This is a genomic window from Flavobacterium notoginsengisoli, assembly GCF_042686225.1.
GTDB lineage: Bacteria > Bacteroidota > Bacteroidia > Flavobacteriales > Flavobacteriaceae > Flavobacterium > Flavobacterium notoginsengisoli.
Genome location: NZ_JBHUOT010000008.1, coordinates 312,126 through 328,148 on the forward strand (window position 1 = coordinate 312,126; position 16,023 = coordinate 328,148).

The window sequence follows — 16,023 nt, forward strand, 5'->3', positions numbered from 1 at the left end:
ATAATTATTTTTTTAAGTTATAAATATTCTTCTCTAGCTAACTGTCTCTCACAATTTCAAGTTAAAATTAAAACAAAGGTATTTTACTAAAAAAAGTTCTCGATGAAGCACCACAAAACTCGTTAAAAGCACAAAAAAGCAGACTTTAAAACAGGGTGTACCAGAATCTGTTTCCTTAATAAGGAAATTGAGAGAAAGTAGCTGAAAGAAATTATGGGTATTTTGTAAAAGAAAAAGTGCTTTTATTGATTTAATAAAAGCGAATCAAAATAGTTGATGGTAGAAATTAAACCTTCACGTAACTGAATTTTTGGTTCCCAACCATTAAGTTTATCTTTAGCAAGAGAAATATCCGGTTGTCTTTGTTTTGGATCATCCTGTGGCAGATCCATATGAATGATTTTTGATTTTGATTCTGTTAGCTCAATAATTGCCTGAGCCAGTTCCAGCATTGTAAATTCATTAGGGTTTCCAAGGTTTACAGGTCCTAAAAAACCAGCATCAGAATTCATCATTCTAACCATGCCTTCGACCAAATCATCAACATATTGAAAAGAACGGGTTTGTAAACCATCACCAAAAATGGTAATATCTTTTCCTTGTAAAGCCTGTACAATAAAATTGGATACTACTCTTCCGTCTGCCGGATTCATGTTTGGTCCGTATGTATTAAAAATTCTAATAATTTTAATGGCCACTTTGTTTTGATTATGATAATCCATAAATAAAGTTTCTGCACAACGTTTTCCTTCATCATAACAGGAACGAATACCAATTGGATTTACATGTCCCCAATAATTTTCGGTCTGAGGATGTACAAGAGGATCTCCGTAAACTTCACTTGTACTTGCCTGTAATACTTTAGCATTAACACGTTTTGCCAATCCCAAAACATTTATGGCTCCCATTACTGAAGTTTTTATCGTTTTTATCGGATTATATTGGTAATGTACCGGAGAGGCAGGACAAGCGAGATTGTAAATTTCATCAACCTCAGCATAATAAGGTTCTGTAATATCATGTCGCACCATTTCAAAATAAGGGTTATCCAATAAATCGATAATATTAGATTTTGCCCCGGTAAAATAATTGTCCAGGCAAATTACTTCATTGCCTTCATTCAATAATCTTTTACATAAATGCGATCCTACAAATCCGGCTCCGCCAGTTATCAGTATTCTTTTCATTTTTTACTATTTAAAGTTTCTATTACTCCTGAGGTAAAAGGAATAATCTATATTTAGGTTTCAAAAGAAATTTCAGCCTATCTTTTTATAATTTTTACTAATCGTTTGATTTTATCTTTAACATAAATGTTCGTGCATAAGATTTACGGATATGCCATGCTCTTAAAAAATCATCATAATTGTAGTTGTAGTATGCTTTTTTCCAGACACTATCGAGGTAGCTTTTCCAAACTGAAAATCCTTTGTGAAAAAATCGGCCAAATAAATCCCACGGCTTAGGGGAACCAACAAAATGTAAAATTGCTTTTTTACTAACCGGTTTATTAATGTGTCCGTACCAGGCCATGTTGAATTCATCCGGTAAATAAGCAAAATTTCCTGCAAACAAGGCATTAAGTATCGTTTGGTCTGCCGATCTTAATTTAGCAGGATGAAGTTTTCCAAAATCTAAACATTGTTTTTTAATATCCTTCTCACGCCAGAGTTTTAAATTCATTAGAAGTATTCCTGAATTAAACGACGCTAATTTTGGATCTATTCCGATTTCATTGCAAAAAAATGCATTTTCTAAAGAATACTCAATTGCACCTCCGTTTACTGCAGCAATGGCTTTACCCTGAAAATCAAAGCTTTCAACTGCCAGGACGTCCAGTTCAATAACAAGATCAGCATCCAGATATAATACAGAGTCGTCTTTAATATAATCTGCTAATAATAATCTTCCGTAAGGTGTCCAGTCTCCTTGTAGCGACCTAAAACTTCCAAAATGCTCTTTAGCATCAAAATCGATTAAATTAATAGTAGTTAAACCATATCTGTTTAATAGTTTATGAATATTCTCTTTATCATCAGCATTTAAGTCTGCACACAATATGTAAATATTTAATTTTTTTGGATCAGAACAATTTTTTAGTAAGGAATTTAATGTAACTCCAAGACCTATCATCGCTAATCTGTTGATGTTAAAAGCTATATTCATATTTTCGTGATTTAATATTATCTTCTCAATTTATATCTGATTCCGTATTTTAAAATTTTTTATTTACTGCTACTGTAATTTAGTTTTTAATGCTCCAACCTTAGTTTGTATCTGAAAAAAGTAGTGTGATTTAAAACGAGCCAGATAAAAACCTTCTTTTCCATCTAAAAATCCTAATTTGAAGAAATAGGCACCTACAAAATAAACAACAGGAAGCAGTCCTGTATTAAGAAGACCATACTTAATCTTTTGATTTAATGACAAATGAGCGTTTTTAGATTGTTTAAGTTGTAAAAACCTTTGAGCTTCCCAGGTCGAATAAGCATTGTGTTTCTCGATGTAATGTTCTAAGTTTTTAAAATCTTTATGAACAACCTTGGCTTTTATAATTCCGACTTTGCCCTCTATAACCGGATGTTCGTGAACCTCCATATCTAAATGGCTCCATAAATCTTCTTCGATTTTCTCATATGCTCCCTTAGATTTTTTGAAAAGAGCTGATTTCTGAAAACCATAGCCATATCTGAGTTTTCGTCCCATAAAATAGTTTTCAAATTGTATCGTAAAACCATTATAATTAGGATCAAGAGTTTTAACAGCAACTTCATCTACAAATTCGTCTGTAACAAATTCGTCAGCATCTAAAAAAAGAATCCATTCGTGACGAAGATTACCATTTTGTAATGCCCAGTTGCGTTTTTTAGGAAACTTACCATTCCATTGAAATTGCAAAACTTCAGCTCCCATATTAGTGGCTATAGTTGTAGTATTGTCAGTACTTCCTGAATCTACTACTATTATTTGGTCAAAACGCTTTAATTTTTCCAGACAAGAAGGCAAATTCAAAGCTTCATTTTTGACAGAAACGATTACAGTAATTGGAATTTTATTCAAAACTTCTGGTTTTTATAAGTTTAGCAGGATTTCCTCCTACGATTGTATTTTTCTCAACATTTCTAATAACAGCAGAACGGGCTGCTACAACAGCATGATCTTCTACAGAAACTCCCGGCGCTATAAAAGCATCGGCAGCAATCCAGACTCCACTTCCAATAGTAATTGGTTTTAAAATAAGTGGAAAATCTTTTTGATTGTAATCATGTGTAGAGGCGCATAAATATGTTTTTTGGGAAACTATAGTATTATCTGCAATGCTTATTTTTCCCTGATTGTAACAATCAACCTTAGGGCCTAAGCTTGAATTTTTTCCTATTTCTAAATTCCAGGGTGCCCAGATTTTTACTGAGGCATAAACATGTGAAGACCATTCTATTTTTGCCCCAAAACATTTAAGTACAAAAACTCTCCATTTTCTAAATAATCGGGAAGCAAACGGGCGAAACAAAATCAATCGTGCGAAATTCCATATTAGTCTTGAAATTTTATTTCTTAAACTAAATGAATGACTATAAGTAGATAAATCCAAAATGTGAATTAATTAAGTGTTTTGTATAATTCGATTATCTTCTTTGCAACAGTGTTAATTTCATATTTTTCTGCTACAAGTTCTTTTCCTCTTTTCCCCATATTCTCTAATTCTTCAATTGGGGTATGAATGGCTTTACTAATAATCTTTTCAAGATTTAAAACTGACAGATCGAACCACCAGCCACATTGGTAGGTTTCTAAATCTTCCCAAGGTGTTCCGTGTGTTGTTATTACCGGTACTCCCAGTGCAAGAGCTTCTACAACTACAATCCCAAAATTTTCACTGTGAGTAGGAAGAACCATTATATCGGCTGATTTTAGAAAATCCCACTTTTCTTTACCATATTTTGCTCCGACAAAATGAACATTTTTTAGATCCAGAGCACTTTCATTTAATTGTGCTATATAATTTTCGTCTCCATTGCCGGCAATTTCCAAAGTCCAGTCTTTTGTATCAGAATTTCTCCAGGCTTCCAGTAATATTTCAATTCCTTTTTTGGGATGAATACGTGAAAAGAAAACCATTTTTTTCGTTCCGTATTTTTCTTTGCGTCCAACAACTTCATTCAGATCAATTCCGTTTGGGATAATTGTAATGTTATTGCTGAAGTTCATATTTCTGATGCTGTCTTCCTCCATCTGCGCTGTTGCATGAATATGATCGACTCTTTTAATTGCTTTATTCTGAAATAAAAAAAGAGCGAGTTTCTTCTTTAGAGGATTGTGTTGTATTATCCATGCTTCCAGCATACCATGGGGTGATAAAACGACTTTTATGTTAAGTGCCTGCGCTACTTTTTGAAAACCCCAGTTTTGTGGTGTCCAGATTCCATTAATATGAACGATATCAGGTTTTTCATTTTCCAGAAACACACGGAACTCTTTCATTAAAGAAAACCACCTAAACATACTGCAGTTAAAAAAATTAATTGAAACTCCATCTATGGATATGGGTTGTTTAGACATTCCGGTTGCAATTATAAAAGAGGTATCATTGTATAATGCTTTGCTTATTAACCGCATGTATTCTGTGGTTCCGCCTCCGGTCTTGTCAATACTTGCTATATAATGAACTACTTTCATTTATGATTTAAAATTTCCTGATAAATGGTTTCTATTGAATCTATAAAACCCTGAGATGAAAATTCTTTTGAACGCAAAATTGATTTTGTAACAGCGACCCTGCGTTCTTCGGGACTGAGTTGTATGATTCTTTCCAGTTCGTTGGATGCTATTTTTTTCCAATCCTTTAATTTCTCAACATCAACCGGTTTTTTAGGAATATAAAAACCAGCCTCTCCCGCAACTTCTTTCATTGGATCCTCATTTGTTGTAATAACCAAACTTCCGGATGCCATTGCTTCGACTATCGGCCATCCAAAACCTTCATATAGAGAGGGGAAAAGCATAACCGTTGCTCCCTGATAAAACTGCTGTAATTGTAAATCGTCAATATCATTTATAAAATGAATCGATTTTGCTGCAACTGACTCGTCTCTAAAAGCAATCATTTGTTCTGTAGGCGGTTCTCCGGCTAAAATCAAGGGCAGGTTTATTTCAAAATCTTTGGCCCACTGGTCATAAATTTCCATCACCCCAAGTTTGTTTTTATAAAATGCATTTCCGCCAACATGTAGAATATATCCTTTAGATAAATCGATTTCATGGGTATTGGATAGCAATTCCCTTACTTTTTCTATATCTTCTGCCGGTTCAAAATTTTGGTTCAGACCATTGTAAACTACCTTTGATATGCCTGGAGTTTTATTTAACAAAAAATGTAAATCAGTTTGTGTCTTTTTAGAAATAGGAATGAAATTTATAGCTTTACGATATCCCCAGAGAATAAATTTCTGATAATATTTTCCTGTAGTACCTGTTTTATTTTCCTGTAATAAACCTAAAGCCGACTGTTGTGCCAAAAAATCGTGGCAATGTACAACATGGTATCTTTTGTAAACCAATGGTACCCATGGACCTAAAGCATTATCAGAGAAGACAAACAAAGTATTTTTACCACAATTCAGTAATCTTAATTTTACCGCTATCGGAAAAACAAAAAACTGATCCAGATAACCCAGCCATTTTTCCAGAATAACTTTTTTAAAAGACAGTTTAAAAAAAACAGCTTTGGGAGTCCATACTGTTACTTCATGTCCTTTTTGTTTCATTCCCGTGTCGATCATCTGAGCAAATCTGGGCATACTTTTATGCCCCAAAAAAGAGGGATGAGTAAACAATACTATCTTCATTTCACTTGTTTGGAATTCATATTTATACTTGCTACCAAAAGCCCGACTGTTAAAACAGCACAACCCAGCATACTTGGCTGAGCCCATTGCCCCAGTGTAATTAAATATAAAGCGGTACCACAGAATGTAAGAGGTAACAATTTATCTTCTTTTGGTAATCGTATGGACTGAAGAAATAAATTAACGGCTAATATTAATCGTAAAAGAATTAATGCTCCTCCTAAAATAAGACCTTGCTCACCGCCTACTCTTCCTAACTCATCTTCGGCAATTAAAAAATTAGTACTGCCTGATAGCATCTGAGCTCCTGCATTGGTTCCCATTCCTAATTTACCTACAAACAAAGGCATGTTTAAAAGATTTACCAAAGGTCTTCTGAAATCATCCAGAAATCTTGAAAAGAAAGATTCTTCGAAACTTCCGCTCTGGCCACTGGCAGTATCAACCCTGCTCATGAACACTTCTGTTCCTAAATTAAATACAGATGTAGTGTTTTTTAAAACTGTAAATAATCCAAATAAAACTACCAGTGTAAAAGCAATTTTCATCAGGGTTTTAAGACTAGTTGCTGAACCAATAAAAGCAAAAATACCTACCAAAACTACGCCACCAACGGCAGTTCTGCTTACTGTTAATGGCAAAGCAAATATTAAAGCTACAGTACTGGCATAAAGTAAAATTTTTGAAATTGGTTCTTTGGATAACCAGAAATAGAAAATAAATACGGAAACCAAAATATAAAAAGCCGCTAATCCAATAATAAATGAAAAAGTTCCGGGAGGTCTAAAATATCCCATAGCGCCAGAGAAACCGGCACTTCCTTCTCCGCCTAAACCTATATTTATAAAAGCAGATTGCGGACTAATAAATTGCAGATAGACAATGAATGTCATAAAAATATTAATTGCCAGCAATGCCTGACCCATTTTAAGAATATCCTCTTTGGTAAAAATGGCTCCAATAATAAAAATCAGCGGAAAATGAAGCAACATAATACGCGCACCATATATGGCTACAAACAAATTAGCATGACCGAAAGTAAGCGTTATAATGAATGCTAAAAGCGTTATAATAGAACTCCAGACTACATATCCGTTCATGAATTTAACATTCAGATAAATGGCTCTCACAATTATAAAAATTGCGAAAGGATCACGTACAATAAGTAACGGGGTGGCCAAACCCGGCAAAACCCATTTACGTAAAGCACCTTCAAAAATCCATAATAAAAAGTACAGCCAGATAGCTTTTTTTAAAGAACTATAGTTTTCAATATTAGCGATAGTGTCTTTCATTTGTAACTTTTGATAATCGTTTTAATAATTAATTTTCCTGAGAACTTAATACACTACAAATTTTGCTGGCGTAACTATCCCAACTGTAGGTATCTGCAAGTTCTTTTGCATTTTTACCCATTTGAAAAATTTTATTCCTGTTGGCTAAAAACCAATTTATTTTTTCTGCAATTGCTTTCGGGTCTTTAATTGGAACTAAAAAACCTGTTTCTTCAGGTTTTACTAAATCTTCCGCTCCTGTATTTGCCGTAATTATTATGGGAAGTCCCTGACTCATCGCTTCCTGAATTACAAGTGCTCTTCCTTCAACAATGGATGGCAGGCAAAAAACATCACAGGTTCTCATCAATTCCAGGACTTTATCATGTGAACGTGTAGGTTCGTAAGTGAACTTTACCTGTTCGCTGTAAAAAGAAATTGGAGCTGCCAGTGAACCTAAAACTACTAATTCAACTTTTGAAGGATCGACCAATTTTATAGCATCAAATAAATCGCCCAATCCTTTGCGCTGTGTCATTGAACCTACAAACAAAATTCTTAGTTTCTTGTTATCGTTCTTTTCTTTCAAAACCAATTGATCAGATGAAAAAGGTGTTCCAAAAGGCGATTGAATAATTTTCTTTTTCTTTGCCCATTCCGGTAAGGAGTGACGAACAAAATCGCTTGCAACAATAATTGTATCTGCCAACTCTAATTCTTTTCTTTTTCTCTCTAATTTTTCAACACTATCATTAATTCCACCACCTAAAGTAAAAGCCCAATTTGGTTTTCTAAGAGCTTCTTCATGCAAAAGCTCCTGTAAAAGTGTATGATAGGCAATTGGTAAATCATAAATACATTCCAGTCCCAATGCTTTAGCTACTGTAAATGTTTCTAATGCTCCGTCTTCATAGGCATAAACAGCTGTTAATCCCTCTTTTTGAGCTTGCTGTAATTTTTTAGAGATTTTTTTATCCAGATTCTGATATACTTTATCTACACAAAAAACGCCTGTTTCTGATTTTGTCAAAGAGTTCATTTTTAACTTTGAAGCTACCATTCTTCCTAATTCTTTTATTGGATAAGCTTCTGTATATGCCTTTAATCCGGAATCAAATGAGCGTCTTTTAATATCTCCTAAACCTTTTAGTCCGGCAATTCTATGCCAGAAATTGTTAGGAAATACAGCAATCGAAGTATGAAACTGATACAATAATCCCTGCGTTAAAAATCCTTTTACAATAGCACGTACATTACTATTTCCTGAAGGGTGAGAAATAAGAATTTTCATGAGACAGATAATGATTTAATAAATTGACTTGCCAAAGAATTCAAGTCAAAAACCTGAACTGGCATTGGTGTTAATTTCAAATTATTTTTTTCGTATTTAATAATGTTTGGTATGGTATACTGGCCTTTTGTAGGCGTCCATTCGCGTGAAACGGAAATAGCATTTATCTGATGTTCTTTATAGGCTGCGAAAACTCCGCTTTTTTCAGTTTGAAAATAAGGTGTTGTGGATATTCCAAAATCACTGTCAATTAATACCTGAGAAATTATTGCCTCCGACTGAATTCCCATAACTTCATATTCTATATCCCTGTTTTCCAAAATATCGATGCAATCATAAAGCTCTGTACCATTTTTGCCTATAAATATGAGTTTTATCGGTTTGTGCAATTCACTTTTCAGATTTCCGAGATCATCAATAAAATCCTGAAAAGGTGCTCCCGGATGTATTGTTCCGAACAGTACTATTTGAATATAATCATTCATTCTGCTTTTTTCTCCTGTCAATGGAATGTTACCACAAATAGGTAAAATAGCTGCATTGATATTCCGGGATTTCAAAAAGTACTGATACAGTTTATTTTGTGTATTGATGAAGTTCGTTTTTATTTTACGAATAATACGTTTTGCAATTAGCTGTTGTACTTTTCCTATACATTTATGTTTCAGTGAAGATTCGGTATCTATTCCCAACCACAATTCATGAAACATAACATGCCACCTATGATTTCCTTTTAATTTTTTTAGAAAAGAAGGTAACCAAAACGGCAATCCTTTCGGATTAAAACTGTAAGGTACATATTGTAAAGAAATCCACTCCGGTTCAAAATCATTTAAAACCTCCTGAGTCCATATATGTCTTTGCCTGTTTGAAACTGCAACAGGAATACGGCTTACATGAACTTTAGTCTCTTCAGTTTCCTGAAACTCCTGCAAAAAAGTAACTGTATCGAAATCGGATAACGATAATATTTTTACATCATGTCCGATTCTGATAAGTTCTCCACAAAGTCGGCGGGTGTAATCTCCTACGCCATCTTTTCCCGGTTCAATCGATCCACAGATGAAGAGAATTTTCATTTTTGGTTTTAATTCCTTATTTATAATCATATTCTGATTTGAAAATGTCTCTCTGCTAAATCATTAATTTCAACTTCATTGTTTAAGAGAAAAAAATTTCAATTACTGTTTTAATTTTACTGTATGATGATTTAATGATATGTTTTGAGGTACGATTAGTTTTCTTGAAACCTTTGTCAATAAAGTAAACTACCGGAAATAATGTCGGATATTCGTTCCGTATTACGTGGATAAATTGTTCAATTCCCTGTTTTCCTCTCCAACTGCCATTTATTAAATGAATAGCATACGATTCTTTGTCCAGAAAAATAGAATTTCCAACTAAGACATTGGAAGGCAGAATCAACATCTTTTCATTTAATACCTGCTCCACATCTTTATAAATATATCCGTATTGTTCTGCAATTGGTGTCATAACAGAACCAATTATTACTCTATCTAAATTTATAGTTCCGTCCTCTTCAAATAATTTCAGGTTGTTGTATTTTTCCAGGCAGTCTTTCAGGTAAAGATGATTTGGCACTGAAGCAAAAATTGCTCCCTGAATTGCAAATCCTGTTATCGCTTTATTTGGATTTTTAGGAACATAGGAAGAAGTTAACTGTTTCATTCCTCCAGCTTCGTCAAACAATCCCGGATGAATTTCATGTGCACTAAAAAAATCGTAATTGAACCACTGTTCTTTAAACGGTCTAAGTACTTTAACATCCGAGTCCAGATATAATCCACCTTCTGTGTATAAGGCATATAGGCGAATATAATCTGCTGCAAAAGCCCATTTTTTGGCTAAGATTGCTTCCTTTACAAAAGGTACAGAATCAAAATCAAAACTGTTTTTATCCCAAACACGTATTTTAAAATCCGGTAAATGAATTTCCCAGGTGGCAATACATTTTTTTATAAATGGAGTGTACTCTTCTCCGCTAAACCAACAAATGTGAATTATTTTTGGAATCACTTTTTTGCTTTTATCTGCCTAAAATTTTAAACTTTATAAAATCTTCCTAAAAATTTACTGATTTTAATGGCCAATTCCTTTTTTCTTATTTCTACTTTTGAATGTGCCAGGATTGGACTTCTTGAATATTGCCAATATGCAACATCTTCTCTTCTTGGGATTCTTCCTTTAAAAAATCGAATAAAGTGATTAATTTGCCAGGGTTTGAAACTTCCTAAAGCATGAAGCATTGTCGCCTCACCGGGAACAAAACCCATTCCGTCTTTACCAATATAACTTACATTGCCATCATAGGCTTCGATAGTTGCATTTAAAGCATCCTGATCTGATTTATCAAAAAACTGAAATCCTTCCATTTTTACAATAGTCGAATTATGCATCTGATTTAAAAATATAGATTTATCAAGTCCCCCAATTGCATCACTCATTCGCTCCTGTAATTCAATCCATAATTTTAAAAAAGAAATATTCTCTTTTATAAGTCCGACAAAACCACCATTTACATAAATATGGTTTTTAAACTTTAAATCAATATCATACTTTTTAAAATAGTTTCTCCAGCTTTGTCTTCGTGGATGAAATTCCTGTAAAGGTGAATTGATATCTTCGCAAACAGCAACACCGCAATTCACCCATTGTTCAAAACAAGCCCATGAATCAATCACTACAATATCCGGGTCAAAATAAAATAATGCTTCGGCTTCTTTTGCAGCGTCTTCCCATAACTCCAACATAAAGTCGGGTTTATAATTGGTGAGGCTATACGTAGTATCGAGTTTTAAAAAAGCGATTTGAATGCCATCAACGGGATTTAGTATAATTGCATCCTTCCATTTACCAACAGGTTCATTTTTGCCTTTTAGTCCCCAGTCTGGTAATAATCCGCGGTAACCAACATAAACAGTTCCACGAAATCCTTGCGTATATAGTGAATTAGAAAGTGTAGCAACTCCAAAATGATAATGTCCCTCAAATAAGGTGCAAACGGCTGAAATCATATCTTATATTCTTTTTTTTATGAAACGTGCTGGTACTCCTGCCCAAACTTCATTTGCTGGTATGGATTTGTTTACTACTGAACCTGCTGCAACGACAGCACCAGTTCCAATGGTAACACCTTGTAAAATCACACAAGATGTTCCTATCCATACATCATCTTCTAAAATTACGGGCAGACTTGTAATGGGTTGTAAATTTATATTTGCATTTATTTTGTATTCGTGTCCGGTGTTGTTAATTGTGGTTCTGCTTGCAATTAAACAATTGTTTCCAATAATAATTTTGTCATTACAAACAAATTCGCAGGCATGTCCAATAAATACTTTATTTCCTAATTTAATATAAGACTCATCGTTAAATGGATGCCATATTTTAAAATCAACTTTATCTTGTATTTCACATTCGCGTCCTAATATTAATTTATTAGGCCAATTACAAGTAATACTTCCAACTTGTGAATCTTCACCTCCCTGCAATCCCCTGATTTTAAGAAGATAAAATGACACCGAATGACCAATACTAATAACTTTATTATAAATCAATGCTATTTTATTGGGTTTCTTCATATTGCTCATTTTTTGTTAGAAGAATATTGTAGGTACAAAATAAAACGGTTTGAAGCAATGCGACTAAACCTAACGCTATATTAAAATACAAAGCCCCTCTCAAACTATTTAAATCCAGCAAACTGGCCAAAATTATAATAGCAAGCAGATTAACTGAAATTAATAATAAAGGAGACATTGCCCATCCTCTTGAACTATATAAACTAAAAACTATTCCGCCCAATAATACAATGCATCCACCTATAATGCTTAATAATAACTCAAATGGTAATCCTTTGTAAGCATCACCAAGTAGCCACAATATTGGAGTTGGAAACAAATAAACTATCAGAACAACTACGCTTAACAAAACTACCAATATTACCATTATTTGCACAAACCGTTTCAGTAACAAGAATTTGTCTGATGCTAATTTAGCAAAACGCGGAATAATCAAGGTTGCAATTATTGCACTTAAAACCGTTAATATCATACTAAATCTGCCTAAAGCACCTAATTGTGCCAAGGAAGTTGCATTTCCGAAAACAGAAATAAGCCAAATCGTAATTTGCCCTGATACACAATAATAAATGGATGTCGGCATGATTTTTTTAACCAAACCTAAAATTTCAGTACGAACTTCCTGATCCGGTTTTTGATTTTTATCTGCAAAGTTATGTCCTAACTTTCTCAAATGAACGTTCCCTAAAATTCTGGGAATACCTGCAGCCAGAATAGCTATAAAAGCCCACGGAAATATAAAAATTGTTAAGCCTGTTAACAGCAAACGTCCTACTCCAACACCAATTTGGTTTTTTTGTAATGGTAGTATCGTCTGATGCAATTTGGGTACTATTTCTAACACTGAATCTGACAAGGCAGCATAAAATGCAGGAATTAAAGCTGTAGTAATTAATAAACTGGTTAGAACACTAGCTCCATTATGGATTAAAAGATAAACTAAAATAGGGATTGAAACTATTAAACTTACCAAACCAAATTTTTTCCTTAAATCTATACCCGTAGCTAAAACAGCTCCTAGTTTTTCTTTATTTGCCCACACTTTTCCTCCCTGAGCCATAACACCGGTAGAGATTCCGCTATCTGCTAAAACAGTCATAGTCCCAAGCATTGTATTTGCCAGTGTATAAAAAGCATATTCCTGAACAGGCAACAATCGGATGATAAGAATTCCACAAGCAAATCCAACGCCTTGTACAATAATCTGAGCACTTCCTGTAATAGAAATTAATTTCCCCCAATTAACAATCGTATTATACTTGGGATGTTGTTTAAATTTTATCAAAGCAGCTTTCAAAAAAATAAAATTAATACAGTTAAAGATAGTTTTTCTTTCGAACAAAAAGGTTTATCCTTTACCAATTCCTCTAACTTCAAATCCAATTTCTTTTAATTTTTTTGTATCCAGAATATTACGCCCATCAAATACAAATGCCGGTTTGTACATATTGATGTACACTGAACTCCAGTTATAAGTTTTAAATTCATCCCATTCTGTCAGAACAGCAATTGCATGTGCCTGATCCATTGCTTCTACAGGAGAATTATAAACAAAAATTTGCTTTAGTTTGGCTTCTATCTTTTGATCTGTAAGCCCTTTTAATTCCCATAAATAACGCATGTCGGCTATAATTTTTGCTTCAGAAACTTTAGGATCATATACATGAATTTCTGCTCCATCTTCAATTAAATGTTCAGCTACATAAATAGCAGAAGACTCACGGGTATCATTGGTATCTTTTTTAAAAGCCCAGCCTAAAAAGCTTATTTTTTTTTCGCTTACGGTATTAAAAAGTGAACTTATAATATTTTTTGCAAAACGATATTTTTGATAATCATTCAGAATAATAATCTGTTCCCAATAATTTGCCACTTCCGGCAAATTAAAATAACGGCATAAATAAACTAAGTTTAAAATATCCTTTTGAAAACAAGATCCTCCAAATCCTACAGACGCTTTAAGAAATTTAGAACCAATTCTGCTATCAGTTCCAATTGCCGCTGCTACCTCATCAACATCTGCTTCTGTTACTTCGCATAAAGCAGACAGAGCGTTGATTGACGAAATTCTTTGTGCCAAAAATGCGTTAGCAGTAAGTTTTGACAACTCTGAAGACCAGACATTTGTCGTAAGAATTTGTTTTGGAGATAACCAGTGCGCATAAACATCAACTAAACACTGAATTGCTTTTTTACCACTATCAGTTTGTTTTCCACCAATTAAAACACGATCGGCATTTAATAAATCGTCGATTGCTGTTCCTTCGGCTAAGAATTCCGGATTAGAAAGTACTTCAAATTTTACTCCATTACCAGTACTGTCTAATATCGTTTGTAAAGTTTCGGCTGTACGAACAGGAAGAGTTGATTTTTCAACAATAATTTTATCATTTTTGGCAATTCTCGCAATTTGTCTGGCACAAAGCTCAACAAATTTTAAGTCAGCTGCCATTCCTTTACCTTCGCCATATGTTTTTGTAGGAGTGTTTACTGCTATAAATATCATATCAGCAGCTTCAATTGCACTATCTACTTCAGTTGAAAAAAACAAATTACGACCTCTTGCTTCGCGAACAACATCTGCAAGACCTGGTTCATAAACCGGTAATTTATCTAAATCTTCATCGTTCCAGGCTGCAATACGGTTTTCGTTTAGATCTACAACTGTAACTTTTATTTCCGGACATTTTAATGCGATAACAGACATTGTAGGACCGCCTACGTAGCCAGCACCTAAACAACAAATATTTTTTATTTTCATTTAAATATGTTTTTTGAAGGCAAAAAATGTTTATTTCGTTAATTGATTGGTTTTAATATTCTATTCGTAGTAGTTGAGTATCGTGAAACCACATTCTCTAAGATGCTGTTCTTTTCTCATCAATTTTAAATCGGACTGCATCATTTCCTGTACCAATTCAGGCAACTCATACTGGCATTCCCAGCCTAATTTTGTTCTGGCTTTAGTTGGATCTCCTATTAACAAATCTACTTCTGTAGGTCTAAAATAATGTGGATCAACAGCTAATACTTCTGTACCTGCCGGGATCTGATAATCAGGATTACTGCACGACAAAACAAAACCTTTCTCTTCTATGCCCTGGCCTCTGAATTCTAATTCAATACCAACCTCAGCAAAACTCATTCTGACAAATTCACGAACCGGAGTAGTTTTTCCTGTAGCAATTACCCAGTCTTCCGGTTCATCAGCCTGCAAAATCATCCACATCATTCGTACATAATCTTTAGCGTGTCCCCAGTCACGTTGAGCATCCAGATTACCTAAGTATAATTTATCCTGCAATCCTAAAGCAATTCTGGCAGTTGCTCTGGTAATTTTACGAGTTACAAAAGTTTCTCCACGAATAGGTGACTCATGGTTAAACAAAATACCATTACAAGCATACATTCCGTAGGCTTCTCTATAGTTTACGGTAATCCAGAACGCATACATTTTGGCCACTGCATAAGGTGATCTTGGATAGAATGGCGTTTTTTCTGTTTGCGGTACTTCCTGCACTTTACCATACAATTCTGAAGTAGAGGCCTGATAAATGCGAGTCTTTTTTTCCAGCCCCAATAAACGAACTGCATCTAAAAGTCTTAAAGTTCCCAACGCGTCTACATTTCCGGTATATTCAGGAGTTTCAAAAGAAACTGCTACATGGCTCATGGCCGCCAGATTGTAGATTTCATCAGGCTGAATTTCCTGAATCAAACGAGTCAAATTCGTGCTATCCGTCATATCACCATAGTGCAGGATAAAATCTCTGTTTTCGGTATAAGGATCTTGATACAAATGGTCAATTCGATCTGTATTAAACATCGAAGTACGTCTTTTTAAACCGTGTACGATATAGCCCTTTTCTAATAAAAATTCACTTAGATAGGCTCCGTCTTGTCCTGTCACTCCTGTAATGAATGCTGTTTTTTTTAATAGAGTCATAATGTTATTATAAGGCACAAAGGCATTGTGTTGCAATGTTGCAAAGTTTGTAAAGTCTTAACTT

At 34.1% G+C, this 16,023-nt stretch carries 15 protein-coding genes; all 15 read right to left on the minus strand.

Annotated elements, in window-relative coordinates; all coding sequences use genetic code 11:
• Positions 1-242: 242 nt before the first annotated feature.
• The gene (locus ACFS3A_RS18705; protein ID WP_379827089.1) at positions 243-1,187 is read right to left on the minus strand and encodes a UDP-glucuronic acid decarboxylase family protein; all 945 of its coding nucleotides are present in this window, start codon (positions 1,185-1,187) and stop codon (positions 243-245) included.
• A 97-nt stretch (positions 1,188-1,284) separates the two neighbouring features.
• Positions 1,285-2,166 (minus strand): glycosyltransferase family 8 protein, encoded by an 882-nt coding sequence (locus tag ACFS3A_RS18710; RefSeq protein ID WP_379827090.1) that lies wholly within the window; start codon positions 2,164-2,166, stop codon positions 1,285-1,287.
• A 69-nt stretch (positions 2,167-2,235) separates the two neighbouring features.
• Positions 2,236-3,060: a glycosyltransferase family 2 protein gene (locus ACFS3A_RS18715; RefSeq protein WP_379827091.1), complete on the minus strand. Its 825-nt coding sequence runs from the start codon at positions 3,058-3,060 to the stop codon at positions 2,236-2,238.
• Positions 3,053-3,592 carry a putative colanic acid biosynthesis acetyltransferase gene (locus ACFS3A_RS18720; RefSeq protein WP_379827092.1) on the minus strand — a complete coding sequence of 180 codons (540 nt, stop codon included), beginning with the start codon at positions 3,590-3,592 and terminating at the stop codon, positions 3,053-3,055. The genes ACFS3A_RS18715 and ACFS3A_RS18720 overlap by 8 nt, the downstream gene beginning before the upstream one ends.
• An 8-nt stretch (positions 3,593-3,600) precedes the next feature.
• Positions 3,601-4,677, minus strand: a complete 1,077-nt coding sequence (locus tag ACFS3A_RS18725) for a glycosyltransferase (RefSeq protein WP_379827093.1) — start codon at positions 4,675-4,677, stop codon at positions 3,601-3,603.
• Positions 4,674-5,846, minus strand: a complete 1,173-nt coding sequence (locus tag ACFS3A_RS18730) for a glycosyltransferase (protein WP_379827094.1) — start codon at positions 5,844-5,846, stop codon at positions 4,674-4,676. The genes ACFS3A_RS18725 and ACFS3A_RS18730 overlap by 4 nt, the downstream gene beginning before the upstream one ends.
• Positions 5,843-7,141 (minus strand): hypothetical protein, encoded by a 1,299-nt coding sequence (locus ACFS3A_RS18735; RefSeq protein ID WP_379827095.1) that lies wholly within the window; start codon positions 7,139-7,141, stop codon positions 5,843-5,845. Before ACFS3A_RS18735 ends, ACFS3A_RS18730 begins: the two co-directional genes overlap by 4 nt.
• Before the next feature lie 28 nt (positions 7,142-7,169).
• Positions 7,170-8,411 carry a glycosyltransferase family 4 protein gene (locus ACFS3A_RS18740; RefSeq protein ID WP_379827096.1) on the minus strand — a complete coding sequence of 414 codons (1,242 nt, stop codon included), beginning with the start codon at positions 8,409-8,411 and terminating at the stop codon, positions 7,170-7,172.
• On the minus strand, positions 8,408-9,490 hold the full coding sequence (locus ACFS3A_RS18745) for a hypothetical protein (RefSeq protein WP_379827097.1): 1,083 nt from the start codon (positions 9,488-9,490) through the stop codon (positions 8,408-8,410). Before ACFS3A_RS18745 ends, ACFS3A_RS18740 begins: the two co-directional genes overlap by 4 nt.
• 82 nt (positions 9,491-9,572) lie before the next feature.
• Positions 9,573-10,448, minus strand: coding sequence for a glycosyltransferase family 32 protein (locus ACFS3A_RS18750; RefSeq protein WP_379827098.1), 876 nt, complete (start codon positions 10,446-10,448; stop codon positions 9,573-9,575).
• 26 nt (positions 10,449-10,474) lie between these two features.
• A complete protein-coding gene (locus ACFS3A_RS18755; protein WP_379827099.1) occupies positions 10,475-11,446 on the minus strand; it encodes a hypothetical protein in 972 nt (323 codons plus the stop codon).
• A gap of 3 nt (positions 11,447-11,449) precedes the next feature.
• A complete protein-coding gene (locus tag ACFS3A_RS18760) occupies positions 11,450-12,013 on the minus strand; it encodes an acyltransferase (protein ID WP_379827100.1) in 564 nt (187 codons plus the stop codon).
• A complete protein-coding gene (locus tag ACFS3A_RS18765; RefSeq protein WP_379827101.1) occupies positions 11,997-13,298 on the minus strand; it encodes a polysaccharide biosynthesis protein in 1,302 nt (433 codons plus the stop codon). Before ACFS3A_RS18765 ends, ACFS3A_RS18760 begins: the two co-directional genes overlap by 17 nt.
• A 63-nt stretch (positions 13,299-13,361) precedes the next feature.
• Complete coding sequence (locus ACFS3A_RS18770; protein ID WP_379827102.1) at positions 13,362-14,774, minus strand: nucleotide sugar dehydrogenase; 1,413 nt, start codon at positions 14,772-14,774, stop codon at positions 13,362-13,364.
• 60 nt (positions 14,775-14,834) lie between these two features.
• The gene (gene gmd / locus ACFS3A_RS18775; protein WP_379827103.1) at positions 14,835-15,959 is read right to left on the minus strand and encodes a GDP-mannose 4,6-dehydratase; all 1,125 of its coding nucleotides are present in this window, start codon (positions 15,957-15,959) and stop codon (positions 14,835-14,837) included.
• Between the last annotated feature and the right edge of the window lie 64 nt (positions 15,960-16,023).

What these genes read in the sequence shown, in the direction of transcription:
- ACFS3A_RS18760 (WP_379827100.1), bottom strand. Translation starts at nt 12,013, where the DNA reads ATGAAGAAACCCAATAAAATAGCATTGATTTATAATAAAGTTATTAGT.
- ACFS3A_RS18770 (WP_379827102.1), bottom strand. Translation starts at nt 14,774, where the DNA reads ATGAAAATAAAAAATATTTGTTGTTTAGGTGCTGGCTACGTAGGCGGT.
- ACFS3A_RS18730 (WP_379827094.1), bottom strand. Translation starts at nt 5,846, where the DNA reads ATGAAGATAGTATTGTTTACTCATCCCTCTTTTTTGGGGCATAAAAGT.
- ACFS3A_RS18705 (WP_379827089.1), bottom strand. Translation starts at nt 1,187, where the DNA reads ATGAAAAGAATACTGATAACTGGCGGAGCCGGATTTGTAGGATCGCAT.
- ACFS3A_RS18735 (WP_379827095.1), bottom strand. Translation starts at nt 7,141, where the DNA reads ATGAAAGACACTATCGCTAATATTGAAAACTATAGTTCTTTAAAAAAA.
- ACFS3A_RS18740 (WP_379827096.1), bottom strand. Translation starts at nt 8,411, where the DNA reads ATGAAAATTCTTATTTCTCACCCTTCAGGAAATAGTAATGTACGTGCT.
- ACFS3A_RS18745 (WP_379827097.1), bottom strand. Translation starts at nt 9,490, where the DNA reads ATGAAAATTCTCTTCATCTGTGGATCGATTGAACCGGGAAAAGATGGC.
- ACFS3A_RS18710 (WP_379827090.1), bottom strand. Translation starts at nt 2,166, where the DNA reads ATGAATATAGCTTTTAACATCAACAGATTAGCGATGATAGGTCTTGGA.
- gmd (WP_379827103.1), bottom strand. Translation starts at nt 15,959, where the DNA reads ATGACTCTATTAAAAAAAACAGCATTCATTACAGGAGTGACAGGACAA.
- ACFS3A_RS18755 (WP_379827099.1), bottom strand. Translation starts at nt 11,446, where the DNA reads ATGATTTCAGCCGTTTGCACCTTATTTGAGGGACATTATCATTTTGGA.
- ACFS3A_RS18725 (WP_379827093.1), bottom strand. Translation starts at nt 4,677, where the DNA reads ATGAAAGTAGTTCATTATATAGCAAGTATTGACAAGACCGGAGGCGGA.